Annotated in this window: 14 protein-coding genes; 4 read left to right on the plus strand and 10 right to left on the minus strand. The window is 59.8% G+C overall.

Annotation, left to right across the window (positions count from 1 at the left end; all coding sequences use genetic code 11):
• Positions 1-19: 19 nt before the first annotated feature.
• The 3 genes from KF757_11455 to KF757_11465 form a co-directional block, all read right to left on the minus strand.
• A complete protein-coding gene (locus KF757_11455; GenBank protein MBX3323595.1) occupies positions 20-283 on the minus strand; it encodes a hypothetical protein in 264 nt (87 codons plus the stop codon).
• Between the two features lie 144 nt (positions 284-427).
• Complete coding sequence (gene rplS / locus KF757_11460) at positions 428-820, minus strand: 50S ribosomal protein L19 (protein ID MBX3323596.1); 393 nt, start codon at positions 818-820, stop codon at positions 428-430.
• A 71-nt stretch (positions 821-891) separates the two neighbouring features.
• Complete coding sequence (locus KF757_11465; GenBank protein ID MBX3323597.1) at positions 892-1,692, minus strand: tRNA (guanine(37)-N(1))-methyltransferase; 801 nt, start codon at positions 1,690-1,692, stop codon at positions 892-894.
• A 114-nt stretch (positions 1,693-1,806) separates the two neighbouring features.
• On the opposite strand from KF757_11465, the gene KF757_11470 reads away from it, so the two are divergent.
• Positions 1,807-2,748 (plus strand): methyltransferase, encoded by a 942-nt coding sequence (locus KF757_11470; GenBank protein MBX3323598.1) that lies wholly within the window; start codon positions 1,807-1,809, stop codon positions 2,746-2,748.
• A gap of 57 nt (positions 2,749-2,805) precedes the next feature.
• Here KF757_11470 and KF757_11475 read toward each other — a convergent pair whose 3' ends face one another.
• The 4 genes from KF757_11475 to KF757_11490 form a co-directional block, all read right to left on the minus strand.
• A complete protein-coding gene (locus KF757_11475; GenBank protein ID MBX3323599.1) occupies positions 2,806-3,546 on the minus strand; it encodes a hypothetical protein in 741 nt (246 codons plus the stop codon).
• Positions 3,547-3,738: 192 nt separating this feature from the next.
• Positions 3,739-5,595 (minus strand): hypothetical protein, encoded by a 1,857-nt coding sequence (locus tag KF757_11480; GenBank protein MBX3323600.1) that lies wholly within the window; start codon positions 5,593-5,595, stop codon positions 3,739-3,741.
• 112 nt (positions 5,596-5,707) lie between these two features.
• Positions 5,708-6,529 (minus strand): hypothetical protein, encoded by an 822-nt coding sequence (locus KF757_11485; GenBank protein ID MBX3323601.1) that lies wholly within the window; start codon positions 6,527-6,529, stop codon positions 5,708-5,710.
• A 219-nt stretch (positions 6,530-6,748) separates the two neighbouring features.
• Positions 6,749-7,579 (minus strand): hypothetical protein, encoded by an 831-nt coding sequence (locus KF757_11490; protein ID MBX3323602.1) that lies wholly within the window; start codon positions 7,577-7,579, stop codon positions 6,749-6,751.
• 211 nt (positions 7,580-7,790) lie between these two features.
• On the opposite strand from KF757_11490, the gene KF757_11495 reads away from it, so the two are divergent.
• A complete protein-coding gene (locus tag KF757_11495) occupies positions 7,791-8,381 on the plus strand; it encodes an SIS domain-containing protein (GenBank protein ID MBX3323603.1) in 591 nt (196 codons plus the stop codon).
• Between the two features lie 26 nt (positions 8,382-8,407).
• Here KF757_11495 and KF757_11500 read toward each other — a convergent pair whose 3' ends face one another.
• The gene (locus KF757_11500) at positions 8,408-9,502 is read right to left on the minus strand and encodes an aromatic ring-hydroxylating dioxygenase subunit alpha (GenBank protein MBX3323604.1); all 1,095 of its coding nucleotides are present in this window, start codon (positions 9,500-9,502) and stop codon (positions 8,408-8,410) included.
• Positions 9,503-9,663: 161 nt separating this feature from the next.
• Between KF757_11500 and KF757_11505 the strand changes: the two genes are divergently transcribed.
• Positions 9,664-10,917, plus strand: coding sequence for a homogentisate 1,2-dioxygenase (locus tag KF757_11505; protein ID MBX3323605.1), 1,254 nt, complete (start codon positions 9,664-9,666; stop codon positions 10,915-10,917).
• A 90-nt stretch (positions 10,918-11,007) separates the two neighbouring features.
• Here KF757_11505 and KF757_11510 read toward each other — a convergent pair whose 3' ends face one another.
• Positions 11,008-11,754 carry a hypothetical protein gene (locus KF757_11510; GenBank protein ID MBX3323606.1) on the minus strand — a complete coding sequence of 249 codons (747 nt, stop codon included), beginning with the start codon at positions 11,752-11,754 and terminating at the stop codon, positions 11,008-11,010.
• 219 nt (positions 11,755-11,973) lie between these two features.
• Here KF757_11510 and lptD point away from each other — a divergent pair, with 219 nt between their 5' ends.
• Complete coding sequence (lptD, locus tag KF757_11515; GenBank protein MBX3323607.1) at positions 11,974-15,144, plus strand: LPS assembly protein LptD; 3,171 nt, start codon at positions 11,974-11,976, stop codon at positions 15,142-15,144.
• Here the strand turns inward: lptD and KF757_11520 are convergent.
• Entirely contained in the window at positions 15,141-15,986 is an 846-nt protein-coding gene (locus tag KF757_11520; protein MBX3323608.1) for a hypothetical protein, read from the minus strand. The genes lptD and KF757_11520 overlap by 4 nt on opposite strands.
• Positions 15,987-16,021: the final 35 nt, after the last annotated feature.

Consider the following 16,021-nt stretch of genomic DNA (forward strand, 5'->3'; position numbering starts at 1 on the left):
GCTGAACGATCAACATCAATCAGAATTCAGGAGATTTTCCATGTCGAAGAAGATTGTTGCGGCGTGCGCCGCGTGCGCGATGGCGGCGGCTGCGCTGGCCATGAATCCCATGCAAACCCAGCCCGCCAAGGCAGCCACCGCTGGATGCTGCGCGTGCTGTCAGTGCAGTTGTCAGTGCGATGACTGCCAGTGCGACGATTGTTCGTGCTGTGCATGCTGCGCTGGTTGCGGCTGCAAGAACTGATGCAGCGTCGCAGACCATGCGATGGATGATGAACACCAAGCGGCCGATCCTTGACGGGGTCGGCCGCAATTGTCATGTGCCCGAGTTGAATCGAATCTGGCAACTATGCCTGGCCAAGATGCCCAAGAAAAAGGGACCGGCGCGAAACCGGTCCCTCGAAGTTCAGATTGATCTGCGAATCGCTCAGCGGTTGATCGTCGGTTGGCCTTCGACATGCTTGAGCCCGCGGCGGCGATCGCGGAGGCGGCGGCTCTTGCCCACACGATCACGCAGGAAGTACAACTTGGCGCGGCGGGCATCGCCACGACGCACCACTTCGATCTTCGCGATCATCGGGCTGTTGATCGGCCACGTGCGCTCGACGCCCTCGTTGTCGACGATGCGGCGAACGGTCATCATCTCGCCGATGCCCCGACCCTTGCGGCTCATGAGCACGCCCTGGAACACCTGGACGCGTTCCTTGTCGCCTTCGACAATACGGGCGTGAACGTTGATCGTGTCGCCGACATCCATGACCGGGATATCGGTCTTGAGGGATTCGGCATTGATGGATTCGATGATCTGCTGCGTGCCCATGGCGCACCCCTATGGTCAAAAATCCCCCGTTCGTCGGGGGCCTTGATGATAGGCGGGGTTGCCGGTGAGGTTCAACTGTGCTCGGGGCTCTCGAAAGGGGCAAGCAAGTCCGGACGCCGTGCCCGCGTTCGCTCCGCGGCCTGCTCAAGCCTCCAGCGGGCGACGGCGTCGTGGTCGCCGCTGAGCAGGATCTCGGGCACAGGCATCCCCATCCATTCGCGTGGGCGAGTGTAATGGGGGCAGTCGAGCAGACGGGCATCTTCGGGGATACGCAGTTCACTTCGCCATTGAGCCAGGAGCCGCGGCTCAATAGGATTTCCATTCGGGTTCAGTTCGGATATCTGCCCAAACGAGTCCTGAGTCGCACTTGCTTGATCGCCAAGCGCGCCGGGCTGGAGGCGGGCGACAGCGTCGATCAGCACAAGGGCTGCCAGTTCTCCGCCCGAGAGCACATAGTCACCCAGACTGATCTCCAGCGGCGACAGACGCTCGATGACGCGCTCGTCGATTCCCTCATAGTGCCCGGCGATCAGGAGCAGACGCGGGCGGGCGGCGAGATCCTCGACAAGCCTCTGCGTCAGCGGCACACCTTGCGGCGTGAGCAGGATCCGTAACGCTGGTGTCGGGTCGCAGGCTTCGGCAGCATGGACGGCATCCCAGAGTGGCTGGCACATCATCACCATGCCCGGCCCGCCTCCGAACGGTCGATCGTCGGTCTTGTCGTGCTTGTTGTCGGCAAAGTCACGGATGTTCGTGGCCAGGACTTCGAGCGCCCCCGCACGAATCGCGCGTGCCGGGATCGAGACCCCAAGCACCCCGGGCGGCGTGAGCGAGAACAGTTCGGGAAATGTCGTCAGCACGTCAATGCGCATCGTCGAGCAAACCCTAGCGGCTCCCGAGCCTGTGGCAAAGGCGCGGGCCCTACGATTCGTCTGGTTGCAAACACGTTCCGGCTCGGCGGACGGCTGCGAGAGGAAAGGGCAAGCATGATCGAAGATGTTGTCACGGAAGCAGGCCAGGCCGAAGCAGGTCAAATCGAGGCGCTCAAGATCCGCATCGACGCCCTCGAACGCCGCAATACCGAACTCGCTACCATGCTCGAGTATCTTCACTTCTGGACGATTCGCAGCGACGAGAACATCCGCGACTTGACGAGCCGCATCGGCGGGCTGCCCGAAGCCGAACGCGACACACGAGGAATTTTCGAGTTCAAGTGGCAACAACTCAACAAGGGTGTGAGCAGTCTGGAGAATCCGGAGCACAAGGCCGTCATCGCCGACACGGTGCTCCGATGGACCGGACTCAATCGGGAGTGGTTCAAGGGCAAGCGCGTGCTCGACGCAGGCTGTGGCGATGGGCGGCTGAGTTACGGCCTGTGCTCACTCGGCGCCATCGTCACAAGCATGGATCAATCGACCAAGGGTGTCCAGCGCACGGTCGAGTACTGCAAAGAGTTTCCTGGACATCGCGGCATTGTCTGGAATCTGCTCGATCGCTACGAAGCCGAGCCCGCGAGTTTCGATCTTGTGCTCAGTTTCGGTGTCATTCACTGCACGGGCGACACACGCAAGTCGATGGCAAACCTCGATTCACTCATCAAGCCCGGGGGTTATCTGGCCTTGATGGTCTATGGCTATCCGCGCCCAGGCCATCATGGCGACTTTGTCCATATGGTGCGCAAGGAACGAATCCGACAGGCGATTCGGCACATGACCGGCGAGGAAGCCGTCGCGTACATTCAGCAGCAACTCGACGCTGGCGAAATCCGCGGCGATGCTCGCGGCTGGTATGACGCAACCGCGCCGCGCGTCGAGGACCATTACACATTCCCGCAGCTGAGCCAGATGATGCAGGAACTCAACTACACCGATATCGTCCTGCTCGATGAAGCCATACGCAACATTGCGGTGCGCGGTCGCAAGCCCTGACCGAGTCATCAAGAGCGATGGTCAAGTCGTCTTGTGCGTCGCGCCTCGTGATGCGGTTCAGGGTCTGCTGTCGCGCTTAGCCTGATTCCGCTTTGTAATTCCCGCGACGCCGTGCACAGTGATCGGCGACTCGGTTTGAGAGATCAGCAATGCGTTGCGGTTGGCGGTCGAGGCCTTGTCATACGCGACGAACTGCTGCTGCTGAATCTCAGCCGCGATGGAACTCCCCAGGTTGTCCCTTGACTCATGTGAGGCAGGTCCTGAGCGACTGGTTGCGCGGGACGCGGCGAGTTTCTTCTTGACCACCTTCTTGCGAGCGGCCTTTTTGGCCTGCGTCTTCTTGCTCACCGGTCCGCCGGCGTTCTTGGCGCGAGGTTTGGCCGATGATTTCTTCTTGGCCGCTTTGGGTGCCGGAATGGTGGACTGCTTTGAAGTCTCTTTCGGGGCCGGTTTCTTAGCGGCTTTTGCCTTGGGCGGGCTCACTTTCTCGGCCGCCGTCTTCGTTTTGAGCGCGGCTTCGAAGCGATCCAGAGTCTCCTGGAACAACTGCAACTTGAGGTGTGTGTTCTTGTTGTCCCCGACTGGCCTCGTTCGGGTTCGAGTGCTCTTGCCGCGTTGTTCGCGCGTTTGCTGGTTAACCAGATCGCGGTATTTGTCGCGCAGTTTTCGAGCGAGAGCGAGCTTTTGCGCTAAACGCGATGGCGTCAGATCCTTGACACGCTGGCGAGTGCTCCAGTGCACCAGTCCGAGTTCAGGTTTCGAACAGATGGCTTTGGCGCGAGCAATGGTGATGGTCATGCTGGTCCTCGTGTTGTATCAGGCCGTGCCGTACTTGGGCACGACTCAATAGTCTCATCGGTCCAATACGTCGCGGCGCATGGCAAGTGCCGCGCGTAATCCTACCCACGATTCTTCTCATCGACGACATCGCCAGCAGCAAACCGGCGCGACCACGATCGTTCAGCGGACACAAAAGTCTGTCAACTGTGATCAGTCCGTCTTCGCTTCACCAAGTCGAGCAGCAATAACTTCGATCGCCTTTTCGAGTACCTCATCACGACCGGCAGCAACTCCTGCGGGCGTAGGCACGACAGGAACGGTCGGCAGAATCCCGACTCCGTGATGGGTTGAGCCATCATGCTTGAGTACCTTCATGCCCGTCCAGCCCACAATCGCTCCGCCCGGGAGGACGAAGGGATTGACGTTGCCGTTGGTACCCGCGGTGGTAGAGCCGACGATGTCTCCGAGTTTATAGTGCTCGACGATGCCCATGATCGACTCGGCGTACGAAATGGCTGCTGATGATGTCAGAAACGCGACGGGCTTGTCCCAGTGCGGCGCCTTTGGCGGCATGTCCCAAGCGCTTTGATCCCACCTCCACCCCGCGCGCCCGGGACGGGTAATGACGGGGACATGCCATTGAGCGCTGGCAACATTTCGATCGATCAGATGCCTGATGGCTTCGTAAGCAGCTCCGGCTGGATAGCCTCGCATATCAAAGATAATGCCGCGTGCAGACGTCAGTGTCTCAAGATTGCTTCGCAACTGATCGGACTCGGCACCCACGAGATTGAAGTACACAACCCCAGGCGAGACTTCAGTACCGGATTCAGGGGTTCCCTTCTTCGGCATTGGTAGGGCTATGGGCATCGGCTTCATCAGAACCCGATGCACTTCGCCGTCGGGTCGCAGGAACTCGATCTCGACCGGGTCGGAAGTGCGCGGGCAAGTGAGTTCAAACGCAGCCAGATACTTCGCCCAGCCCTCAGTCGATGCGCAAATGGAAAGCCTCACCTCGGTATAGACCTCCGCAATGGGTTTGTCGTTGATCGCTCGCACAACCTCCCCTACGCCGATCATCTCGGTAAATCCGGGGTCCACGCCGACGACGATCAGATCTGGTCCGGTCCAATCGAGCGTGATTGGCAGGCACCCCGCAAAACCGACACGGTGAAGTGTGACCGATCCGTGCCCATCGTGAAGTTGTGCAATCAGGCGTCGAAGGGTCATCAGGTGATCCGCGTCGCTCGTGGCTTCTGATGTCTGCTTGAGCCCCTCCGTCAGCGCTTTGTCCCAGTCAGTATCGACAACATCGAAGTACGGATAAAAGTGCTCCATCACGCCCCAGGCAGTCGCAATATCCGCAAATCGGGTTGCACGCTTTGACAGGGAAAACGCTGTGTTTTCAGGGGAAACTGTCCATTCCTGCGGCGTTGAGCCGAGCGGGAATGTACCCGTCCAGTTTCGATACACAATCAGCGACAATCGGCACGACACCCCGCCTCCGAGGTTCGCGATGTGGAACCGGTCTTCCACCCGAAAGGGAAGATCATCACTTGTCAGACGGGCGGTGCGCAGTTGACTTGAATAGACGAACTGTTTGAAGGTGGTCGGGAGAGACCCGACGCCTTGGTGCTCCCAGTAACGCACTGAGCGCGAGCCTTCGGGAATCTCGGGCTCGGGGGGCGCAAAATCGGGTCCGCCAGCCCAGACTTCCAGAAGCGGACTGATCGGGGTAAAAATTTTGGCGAGCCTTGCTGCAAGGTCTTGAGCATCAACAGCATCAAAAACAGACTCCATTGCCTGAATCGTGAACAGATCCCATGCTTTGACTCCGCTTGCTTGTGAACTCGGGTCAAAGTAGCGCACGAGGGCGACGAGCCGGGCGGCGGCTTCGAGATTCGCCGTCTCGCGCGCCGTCAGTACCCCGGACTCAAACTCATCTGGTGCAGGCGCGATCCGAGTCGCAGCCGGTGCCAGCGTACAACACCAGGCAAGGGCGATGCTGAGAGCAACCTGGATTTGAAGACGAAACTTCAGCAACACATGTGGATAGGGGATCATCATCCTGACATGGTATCAGAATCAGGCAATCTGATGGGCGCGCAGGTGAGGGAGGACAAAAAGAAACGGACCCGAGTTACCTCGGGCCCGTGAAAACTTGAATGATCGAAGCGGATCAGCGGCGGCGACGGATCGCAGCCAGACCACCGAGGCCCAGAAGCGCCAGGCCGGTCGGCGACGGGATGGTCGGGATGACCGTGAAGGAGGTGCCTGCACCCGCGGTTGAAGCGCCGAGGTTGGCCAAGATCGTGATCTGACCTGTCGTCATGCTGATTTCGCCCATCACCAGGTCCAGCGTCCCTGCACGAATGAACGAACCATACAGGCGGCCATCGAACAGCTCGATGCCGTTGCCGCCGAAGTTCATGCCAGCGTGACCGATCAGGCGGACTTCAGCGTTGGCGTCGGAGGCCGACACAGCGTAGAAGTTGCGGGTGCGGGAGTCACCGAAGACGAACTCGTCGGTTGCTTCGTTGTACGCCATGCCACCGATGGCCTGCGTCAGGTTATGCCACTCGCCGATTTTCTCAAACGACTGGGTGTCGATTTCGACGATGACGTTCAGGGAACCCTGGCGCTCGACGCCGAAGAGACGCTCGCCGACATAGGTGATCGTGTTGTACGTCGCGTTTCCAGTACCGATGCGGACCATGGTCGGGGCGTCGGTGTTCTTGTTTGAACCGACGCGGTAGAACTCGGTGACAGCCTGGGCCTGATTGATCGTGTGGGCGATGATGCGGCCACGCGAGTCAGTGGTCATACCCGAGAAGGTCCAAGCTCCTTCGCCGTCAGCGAGATTCAGGACCTCGGTCTGAAGGGTGTCGGCGTTGGTCAGGAAAAGCTTCTGCCCATGGCCCGTCACATACTGCGCCTGAGCAGATGCAAACCCGGCAAGGGCAACGATGACTGCGGTTGAAACGACATTGCGATTAATCATGGCTACCTCTCCAAGTGGAATAAGTCCTCAACTCCACCCGACAAGGTGCGCCCAATCCCTACAACTGCAACCAATCTGAGAAAAAAATCGTGCATCCCCTTGGAGTTTCAACCCTTGAAGCCCCGTCCGGCTCCCAAAAAAGGTAAACGGGCATGGTTTGTCCCCATGCCCGGAGGTCGTAATAACTGAATGTTCGGATAGTGATCGTTTGGTCCGCGATCAGGCAGTTCGGCGACGACGACACGCCAAGGCCCCGAAAACCGTCAGCAATCCGACCGTCCCCGGAGCGGGGATGATCCCGAATCCGACTCCCCCGTGGATCGCGTCTGCCAGGATCGAAGAGACGTCAAAGTGCCCGGTTTCGAGATTAACCTTACCGAATACGAACTTCATATCTTCGCCGCGAATGGCGGCTCCGTAGACCTCGCCTTCGAAGTACTCAAGTCCGTGCCCGCCCCAACGCATGCCCGAGTGCCCGATCGTTCGGATCTCGCCTTGGACCGTGGACTCTGTAAGCCCGAGACCAATGGCGTAGAAGGAGTTGGTGCGGGTGTCGCCGACGACAAATTCGTCAAGGTGGGGGACGTAGGCCATGCCTCCGATCCCGAGTTCGTAGATCCCAAGCACAGCGATTTCTTCGAACGTGTAAGGGTTCAGTTCTACCAGCGCGTCCGAGTGCCCGATGTCGTTACGGACTGCAAACATGCGTTCGCCGACGTAGTCGATGGTGTTGTACCAGATGTCTGTGAAACTGACAGTGTCGACGCGCCAGTTTCCCGGGCGTCCCTTCAGGTGATAGAAGACGCCTCCGGTGCCGGAGATGCCGTGCATGAGCACCTTGCCAGTGGGGTCGGTGGTGATGGCCTGGTAGTGGCCTGTTGAGTCGAGGGCGGAGATGGTGTCGAACTCTTCAGGCGTGGTCGTCCGCTGGAAGAAGTACGCTCTGGTGCCGTTCGTAGCAATGAGTTGGGGCTCGACCGGTCCCGCGAGGGCCGACCCGGTCAGAACCAGCAACGACAAACCACAAGCCTTAGCCTTGATCCTTGGCATCTCTCATCCTCCAGTCTCACGATGTTCCGAGGGAGCCATATCGCAGGCTCCGTCTACAGAATGCCACACTAAGTGGCAGTAGACAAGTGACTTATGAACTTTCGTTCGCGGGAGCGCCGCGGTTCCCGGTTGTGACGATTACCCCACCAATCCAGGGGAACTTTGCCGGTTCGCAAGGCCCGATAGGTGTGCTCCGACTACGCTATAAAACATGGGTCAGAATGCCACCGATCGTGTCAAAGCCTCGCTCGCAGCTGCAAACGATGCCTTGGCGCAATTCCTCTCGGACCAGCGAGCGGTCGATCGAATTGCCCTTGTAGGAGCCAAGATCGCGGCGGCCATGCGGAGCGGAGGCAAAGTCCTCGCGTGCGGCAATGGCGGGTCGTGCTGCGATGCCATGCACTTTTGTGAAGAACTCACCGGGCGATTTCGGCAGGACCGCCGGGCATTGCCTGCAATCGCGTGCTCCGATCCTTCGCATCTGACGTGTGTGGCCAATGACTTCGGGTTCGAGTTTGTCTTTTCCCGATGGGTCGAGGCACTGGGCAGGCCTGGCGATGTGCTCATCGCGCTGAGCACAAGTGGCAACAGTCGCAACATCGTCCGCGCGGTTGAATCGGCAGGAACCATCGGCATGCACCGAGTTGCACTTCTCGGGCAGGGCGGCGGGGTGCTGAGCGGATTGTGCGAACACCAATGGATCGTTCCAGCCCGGACTTCTGACCGCATTCAGGAAATCCACATGCTGATATTGCACTGCATCGTCGAAGCGGTTGAAATCGAACTGGGCGTCGGCTCATAGACGCGTGTGCCAAGTTCGACGTTGAATCAAGCCTGCGCGAGCGCACCAGCCAACAGTCGGTGGAAGTGATGCACGCCTTGCTCGCGATCCGGCGAATACCGCCCGCGTGTGTACAGGCTCGATCGACACCCGCGCTGCACAGCCTCGACGATGGCTTCGTCCTCGCGCTCCACACGATCGAGGTCGGCTCCTGCGCCTTCAGCAATTCGAGTTTCGTCGAGGACGTAGCTCAGGAAACTGACACGCGTTTTGGCGACTCCCAGAGGCCGCACGATGTTGATCGAAATGCCCCACGGATACACGTTCACCATCGTGTTCGGGAAGAGCCAGTAGTAATATGCCGCGATGTTTCGGCCGTGATCGGGCGAACTTCCGGGCAGATCGAAGCAGCCTGAGCGATCCTTCGAGACGCCCAGTTGCAACACGCTCCATGGGTACAACTCGGTGGTGTACTCGCCATAGTCGATCGTTTCATTGAGCGAGGCGTGCACAAACGGGATATGAAAGCCTTCGAGGTAGTTGTCGCAATACAAGGCCCAGTTGGCATTGACGAGGTAATCGCGCGAGCGTTTGGGGTCGAGTTGCAGGCGATCGAGCGGGAACCACGCCAGGCGTTCGTGCATCGGGGCGAGCACGTCTTCGAGCGTGACGCGCGGGCAGAGCGAAGCAAACACGAACTTACCCCACAAGCCGAACTTCACCCTTGGCAGATGGTCGGCCGGCGCAGGAAACCCCTTAACGCGCGTGAACTCGGGCATGTGCCGGCACGTGCCATCGAGATCGAATCGCCGCCCGTGGTATCGGCAGACCAGACTTTTCTCGACCCCCGCGTGCTCACAGAGAATCGTGCCCCGATGCGTGCAGACGTTGCTCATGCAATGCATCTGGTCGTTGCGGTCGCGTGTCAGGAGCAGCGGCTCATCGAGACACCCTTCGAGCAGTGTCACGGGGCATGTCTGCCCCGGCACCTTGATGTCATCGGTGGTGGCGATGACTTGCCACGACGGCGCGAAGACGCGCGCTCGCGAGGCTTCGAAGAAGCGAGGGTCTGCATAGATCCAGGCCGGGAGTGTGCTGGCGAGGGTGATGTCCGGGTCGATCTCGAACAATGGCAGATTCATTGCCTCCAGTGTATCCGATTTGGACCGATTCGCGGCTGGCGCATACCTGATACGGGTGCTTGCCAACGGTCCTGCAGCCCTATGATCGCAGATCAAACGCCCTCCCCTTGGCGCGAGCGCCAGCGGGGAAGAACGAGGTTTGCAGATCGATGCCGTACTACATGAAACTTGGAGAGATCCCGGTCAAGCGCCACGTGCAGTTTCGCAGGCCTGACGGCGCGCTGTACTCAGAAGAGGTTTTCGGCACTGAGGGCTTTGTAGGCCCGACGAGCACGATGTACCACATCCATCCGCCGACGCAGGTCTCTGGGTGGAAGTCGCTGTATTCAACCAAAGTCGAGTATGTCGAGCAGGAAGTGATGCGCATGCGGCACATCAAGACCGCGCCGATGAAACCTGCCGGCGACGCCATCACCGGGCGCGTGGTTGTGCTTGGGAACTCCGATGTCGAGATGGCGTTGTGCGTGCCTGTCGAGCAGATGAAGTACCACTTCAAAAACGGACAGGGCGACGAGTGCTACTTCATTCACTATGGCTCGGGCACCGTGTACACGATGTTCGGCTCACTCAAGTTCCACAAGAAGGACTACATCGTTATTCCGAAGGGGACGATCTATCGCATTGAGTTCAATGCGCTCAGTGACGCCGACCGGCCGCAGGGTGTGAGCGCTGCCGAGATGCCTCTGGGCAAGTTCGTGTTGTTCGAGACGGCCAATGGCTCGCACATCGGCCCGCCGCCGCGCTATGTGTCGAAGACGAGTTCACAGTTTCTTGAGCATGCGCCATTTTGCGAACGTGATTTGCGTGTGCCGCAGCTGCCGATGACCTTTGACGAGGCTGGCGAGTTCGAGGTGCGCATCAAAGCCCGCGACACGGTGCACAGTTATATCTACAGCTATCACCCGCTCGATGTCGTCGGGTGGGACGGGTGTTACTACCCGTTCTGTTTCAATGTCGATGATTTCGCGCCGATTGTGGGCAAGTTGCACATGCCGCCTCCGATCCATCAGACCTTCGAAGGGCACAACTTTGTGATCTGCTCGTTCTGTCCGCGCGTGCTCGATTTCCATCCCGAAGCGATTCCGATTCCGTACAACCACTCGAACATCGACTCCGACGAGGTGCTGTACTACGTCGAAGGCAACTACAAGGCCCGGCGCGGGATCGAGTCGGGCTCGATCAGCCTCCACCCGCAGGGGATTCCGCACGGCCCGCATCCGGGCACCGTCGAACTGGCGCTGGGCAAGACCTACACCGACGAACTGGCGGTCATGTGCGACACGTTCAGGCCTCTGTTCCCGACCAAACACGCGCTGGACCTTGATGACCCCAGCTACCCGGAGAGCTGGCGTGCCGACCATCATGCGCCGGGTCAGGCGCGCGATGGATCGGGTCCGGTCAACACCTGGACATGAGTCGTTTCATGAACGCGCACGATAATGCCCAGGCATACGAATGCCTGGGCTTATTTTTTCAGTCAGTGTGATCGTGGGTCCTTCGAGACTTCAAGGACAACCGGCGGAAAATACCTGGAGGAACAACTGCACATCGGCGAAGTCGAGTGTGTTGTCGAAGTTCAGATCGGCCCGCGAGTTTCCGCTCGAGAACCATGACAGGTATTTGGAGACGTCAAAGAAGTCGAGAACTCCGTCGCGGTTGGAGTCTGCGAGGCATGGCTCGTGGACGAGTTGGAAACCGCTGACGTATCCGCTTGATCCCCAGAATCCGCCGACGACTCCGAGTTCGAGCGTTCCGTTCTGGTTGACTTGGAGGAAGAAGTGGGCGTGTGTGACGCCTTCGACGAGTGTGCCGGTGTATGGGCCGCTGAGGTTCTGGTAGTAACTCTGAAGTTGGAACAGGGTGGCTTCGAAGGGTCCGCCGCCGGAATAGCCATAGGCGAACACGTCGTAAATGCCGGGCGCGAGACCGGAGAATTGGATGAAAGCCATGACATCGCCGAAACCCGACATGGCGTCCCCAAGCAGTGCCAGCGCCCCGCCAGCAAGGTTGGGATCGGTGATCGGAGTGGAAAAGTCGTGGGGGAGTATGATGGAGACGCCCGTGGGGTTGCCATTGAGATCTTTGAGGTCGAGTGCTTCGCCGTGCAGGGCGTCGTTCCAGTATCCGGCATGACCGGCAGCGGCGTACCCGGAACCTGGGGTGCCGGCTTCGGTCCCAAGATCGATGTTGATGGACTGACCGCTCGCAACGGACGCGAGCCCGACGGCACAACCGATCAGAACACGCTTCATGTGATGCTCCTTGCTTCCGAGGCATGGGAATTTCGGATCCCGGGTGCTCGGGTGTCGTTCGACCCGTTGTCAGTGTACCCGATGGTGCTCTGCAGGCCATAGGGATTTGTTCCTTGGTTGGGCAGTCTCTCTCCACAGTTTCGTTGGCTGGGTTGTGCGTGGGTGCGATCTGCCGTAGCATCTCGTTCCCCTGCACAGGCGTCAGGGACCGAGTCCCGCATGATTTCACACAGGCGTTCACGGGCTTTGATACTTGTGCTGACCTCCGGCCTGGCGCTGGCGGGAGTGCCATGGGCCGGTGCGCAGGAGGTTCGGGCGACGGATTTTTCGACCGCGCGGTTGCCTATATCCCCTGTTTTGGGTGAGATTCGTTTTGAGGGTGCGCGGGCGTGGGTCTGGCGGGAAGGCCCGACTCAGAGGCTGGTGCTGGATCGGAACGTTCGAGTGACGCTGGGGAACTCGACTTTTGAAGCCGAGCGGGCGGTGGTGTGGCTTCGAGAACTGGAGGATGGTTCTCATCAGGTGTTTGCAGCGTTGACGCGTGTGCGCACGCCGAGCGCTGATGCAGCAGTCAGTGTCAAAGCGGACTTTCTGCCGATTCGGGCGGTGATTGCCGGGAAGCCGGAGTTGATGGCTGATGTGCGGCTGGATGGTCCTCCGAATTCTTCCGGTCCTGTTCGGGTGACGGACGATATCAAGCGGGCGTTGGCGCAGGCTGATGATGCGTTGACTCGGGCGTTTGATGTTGCCCCTCCGCCTCGGGCGTTGGAATCGCGTCCGGTGCGTCGGCCTCGGGTGGTGCCGGAGGGCGATATTGAGGAGCCGCGGGTTGAGGGGCCGCGGCCGGAGCCGCCAGTGGTGGAGCCTCGTGCAGAGCGTCCGCCGCGTACGGATCGTCCCGTGGTGGTGCCTCCGCCGGTGGAAGAGACGCGTGCTGAGCCTGAAGTGGTTGCTGAGGCACCATCGCCCGAGGGCGAGGTTCCGGCGGTGGTTGGGGAAGCGGTCGATGCGCGAGGCGCGCGTGCGACACCTGTGCGTTCGCCATTGTTTACGAGCTCGGGGATCTTTTTTATCTCTGCGGGCGAGCGCATCACGGTGCAGTCGGGCGAGCATGACTCTTCGGTTGTGGTGAGCGGCGGGGTGGTGGTGCAGTATCAGTCGGGGGTCGAGTCACTCGAACTCACGGCCGAGCGAGCGGTGATCTTTCTCAAGCCGGGGAAATTGTCGGATCGACTGAGCAGTTTTTCTGCTGACGATGTGCTCGGGCTGTATCTGGAAGGCGAGGTGCGTGCGACGGATGGGACGTACACGTTGCGCGGGCCTCGGATCTATTACGACGTTGAGAAGAACCGTGCACTGGTGCTTGATGCTGTGTTCTGGGCGTATGACGCGAGGCTGAGGAGTCCGCTGTACATGCGAGCCGACGCGGTGCGGCAGGAATCGGCCAAGCAGTTTTCGGCGGAAAATGCGGTGTTGTCGAACACGGCGTTCTTCAAGCCGGACTTCACGATCGGCGTGCGATCGGTGACGATCGAACGGCGCGAATCGCCCGAGGGCGATACGACGTACGTCGATGCGAAGAACATCACATTTCGTGCGGGCGATGTGCCGTTTTTCTGGTGGCCGAGGTATCGGGGCGATCCGGCGCAGTTTCCGCTGCGGTCGCTTGGGTTTGAGGATTCGAACCGCACGGGCGGGGTGCTGACTTCGCAGTGGGATGCGCTGAGTCTGCTGGGCATTGAGCGGCCGCCGGGGCTGGATGTTTCGCTGGAACTGGATGTCTATTTTGATCGCGGGCTTGGGCTGGGTTCGCGGACATCGTGGGAAACGGAGCGTTCTTCGGGTTCGTTGTATTGGTACATGCTGCCACAGGACACGGGGATGGACATCCTGTCGCGAGGAACGCGAGTCGATCGGGATGGTGAGTTTCGCGGAATGGCGTTCCTGAAGCACCGAGCGGAGATTGCGGAAAACTGGACGATTCTGGCTGAACTCTCGAAGGTGTCGGATGAAGCGTTCGTGATGGCGCTGTTTCCGGAGATTGCGCGTGAGGCGCGCGAGCTCACGTCGCGCGTGTATGCGAGGCACACGGTCGAGAACAGGCAGTTCACGGCAGAACTCAAGGGCGCGCTCGACGACTTCATCATTCCCGAGCATCAGTTGCAGACGCCCGGGTACATGGTGGACAAGCTGCCCGAGTTGCGGTATTTCGTTGCAGCGGCCGATCTGCTTGCCGAGACGTATCCCGGTCTTCTGACGCACACATGGGAGGCGTCTTATTCGCACATGCGGCTGACCTTCAGCGAAGTCGATGCGCGGGATCTTGGCTTCACGATCGATCGTGCGGCTCAGCAGGCATTCGGGACCGATGCGGATGATTCGCTGGGGGATCTGTTCCGATCGATTGGACTTGATGAGGCGTTTGTAAATCGATTCGATACGCGGCACGAGTTGTCGGCACAGTTGCGCGCGGGTGAGGTGCTGATCACGCCATTTGTGGTCGGGCGCGTGACGGTGTATGACGACGACTTCGAGTCATTCAGCCCCGACGAGACGAGCAATACTCGCTTCTGGGGTGGAGCGGGCGTGACGGCGGCCACATCGTTTCAGCGCGTGTATCGCCATGTCGAGTCGGATTTACTGGATCTGCATGAGTTGCGGCACATCATCGAGCCGAGCGTGACGGTGTGGTCGGCGGGAACGACAATTGATCGTGAGGACCTGCCGATCTATGACGTGGAGGTTGAATCGTTGCTCGAGGGCTCGGCGGTGCAGGCGCGCCTGGGGCAGACGTTCCAGACGAAGCGAGGCGGGCCGGGACGGTGGAGATCGGTTGACTTTCTCACATTCAACGCAGCGTACGTCTGGCACTCGGACGATACGGGACGCACAAGCGCGGTGGGGCGGTTCTACTCGGCCCAGCCGGAGCTTTCGGTGCCTGGTGAGTACATCAAACTTGACAGCACGCTTCAGTTGACCGAAGCGTTCGGTATCGCGGGCGAAACGATCTATGACCTGGATCTGCACCAGCAGGCACGATCGAGCATCGGCGTGCTGATGCAACACAACCCCGAGTTTGCGACAGCGGTCGAACTGCGGTACCTGAATCCGGAGGATGTGACGTTCGGGCGCTTGGGCATGCAGTATCGCCTGACGGACAAGTATCGCCTGACGTTCAACACGACGTACAACTTCAGGCTCGACGACTTCCAGACGTTCAATGTGCGATTCTTCCGGCGTTTCACGATCGGCGAACTGGGCCTGGCGCTGAACTACGACAACATCCGCGGTGAAACGTCGTTCGGGTTTACGTTTGTTCCGTTCGGTGCGAGCAGCGGCATCGGTCAACGCACACGAAGTACGGCGAGCGACGATGGATTCGGCGGTTAGCCATCTGCCGGCTTGTCCGCTTCGCGGCGTTCGCGCTGGGCGGCTTCGCGGTGCTTGGTGTAGGCGAACATGACCATGACGGCCGGGATTGCGAATTTCTCGACAGCGGACTGACCGAGCTGGTTCATGCTGGTGGTGCGGCCGGTGTTGACGTCGCGGGTCATGTCGTTGATGCCGTTTTCGAGCGTTTTGAAGAGGCTTCCCCAGATCATGAACTCATCGTCGGACTTGGGCATGAACTCGCGTGCGCCGGGGAGATTCGTCGGGAGCATGAGGTACCACCCGTCGGTTTGTTTCTGGATGAGGACGCCCCATGGCTGAAGGAGGGGTTTGTTGTCGTACATGACGCCATAGGTGTCGTCTGCGATGTAGATGACGTCAAGCTTGTCATTGTTGCGAGTGAGCCAGCCATACGGATCGGCAAAGATCTGTTTGCCCAGGTTTTGGAATCGGTTGGAATCGTTGGATCCGCCGACGGGTGGCCCGCGGCGGCCGCGCGTTTGGGGACCGGCAAGCTGGCCGATGAGATTCAGTCCGCCGTCGGCCTCGATCTGCTTGCGGACTTCTTCGATTTCATTGGGGAACTTGTCCTGCAAGGCGTCGGCGAGGTCGGCCATGGATCCGAAGGTCAGCCCGATCTGATTGAGAAGAGAACGCATCTGAACATTCTCGGCGTAAATGAGTTCTGTCAGGCGTTTGGCCTCCCCGTTCTGGATCATGAGGGCAGCGGACTCGAGCACGGCTTCGGGGGAGTTGCGGCTGTAGGAGGTCGGGGGTTTCGAGCACCCGCCGAGGATGGATGCGATAAGCATGAGCAGGAATGGGGCTTGACGAACGAGCATGTCGGGGCCTCCGGATCGCTATAGTGTACCATTCG

This window comes from Phycisphaeraceae bacterium, assembly GCA_019636795.1.
Lineage (GTDB): Bacteria > Planctomycetota > Phycisphaerae > Phycisphaerales > UBA1924 > JAHBWW01.

Coding starts and splice junctions, on each gene's coding strand:
- KF757_11480 (MBX3323600.1), bottom strand. CDS start 5,595: ATGATGATCCCCTATCCACATGTGTTGCTGAAGTTTCGTCTTCAAATC.
- KF757_11500 (MBX3323604.1), bottom strand. CDS start 9,502: ATGAATCTGCCATTGTTCGAGATCGACCCGGACATCACCCTCGCCAGC.
- KF757_11505 (MBX3323605.1), top strand. CDS start 9,664: ATGAAACTTGGAGAGATCCCGGTCAAGCGCCACGTGCAGTTTCGCAGG.
- KF757_11465 (MBX3323597.1), bottom strand. CDS start 1,692: ATGCGCATTGACGTGCTGACGACATTTCCCGAACTGTTCTCGCTCACG.
- KF757_11490 (MBX3323602.1), bottom strand. CDS start 7,579: ATGCCAAGGATCAAGGCTAAGGCTTGTGGTTTGTCGTTGCTGGTTCTG.
- KF757_11475 (MBX3323599.1), bottom strand. CDS start 3,546: ATGACCATCACCATTGCTCGCGCCAAAGCCATCTGTTCGAAACCTGAA.
- KF757_11510 (MBX3323606.1), bottom strand. CDS start 11,754: ATGAAGCGTGTTCTGATCGGTTGTGCCGTCGGGCTCGCGTCCGTTGCG.
- KF757_11520 (MBX3323608.1), bottom strand. CDS start 15,986: ATGCTCGTTCGTCAAGCCCCATTCCTGCTCATGCTTATCGCATCCATC.
- lptD (MBX3323607.1), top strand. CDS start 11,974: ATGATTTCACACAGGCGTTCACGGGCTTTGATACTTGTGCTGACCTCC.
- KF757_11495 (MBX3323603.1), top strand. CDS start 7,791: ATGGGTCAGAATGCCACCGATCGTGTCAAAGCCTCGCTCGCAGCTGCA.
- rplS (MBX3323596.1), bottom strand. CDS start 820: ATGGGCACGCAGCAGATCATCGAATCCATCAATGCCGAATCCCTCAAG.
- KF757_11470 (MBX3323598.1), top strand. CDS start 1,807: ATGATCGAAGATGTTGTCACGGAAGCAGGCCAGGCCGAAGCAGGTCAA.
- KF757_11485 (MBX3323601.1), bottom strand. CDS start 6,529: ATGATTAATCGCAATGTCGTTTCAACCGCAGTCATCGTTGCCCTTGCC.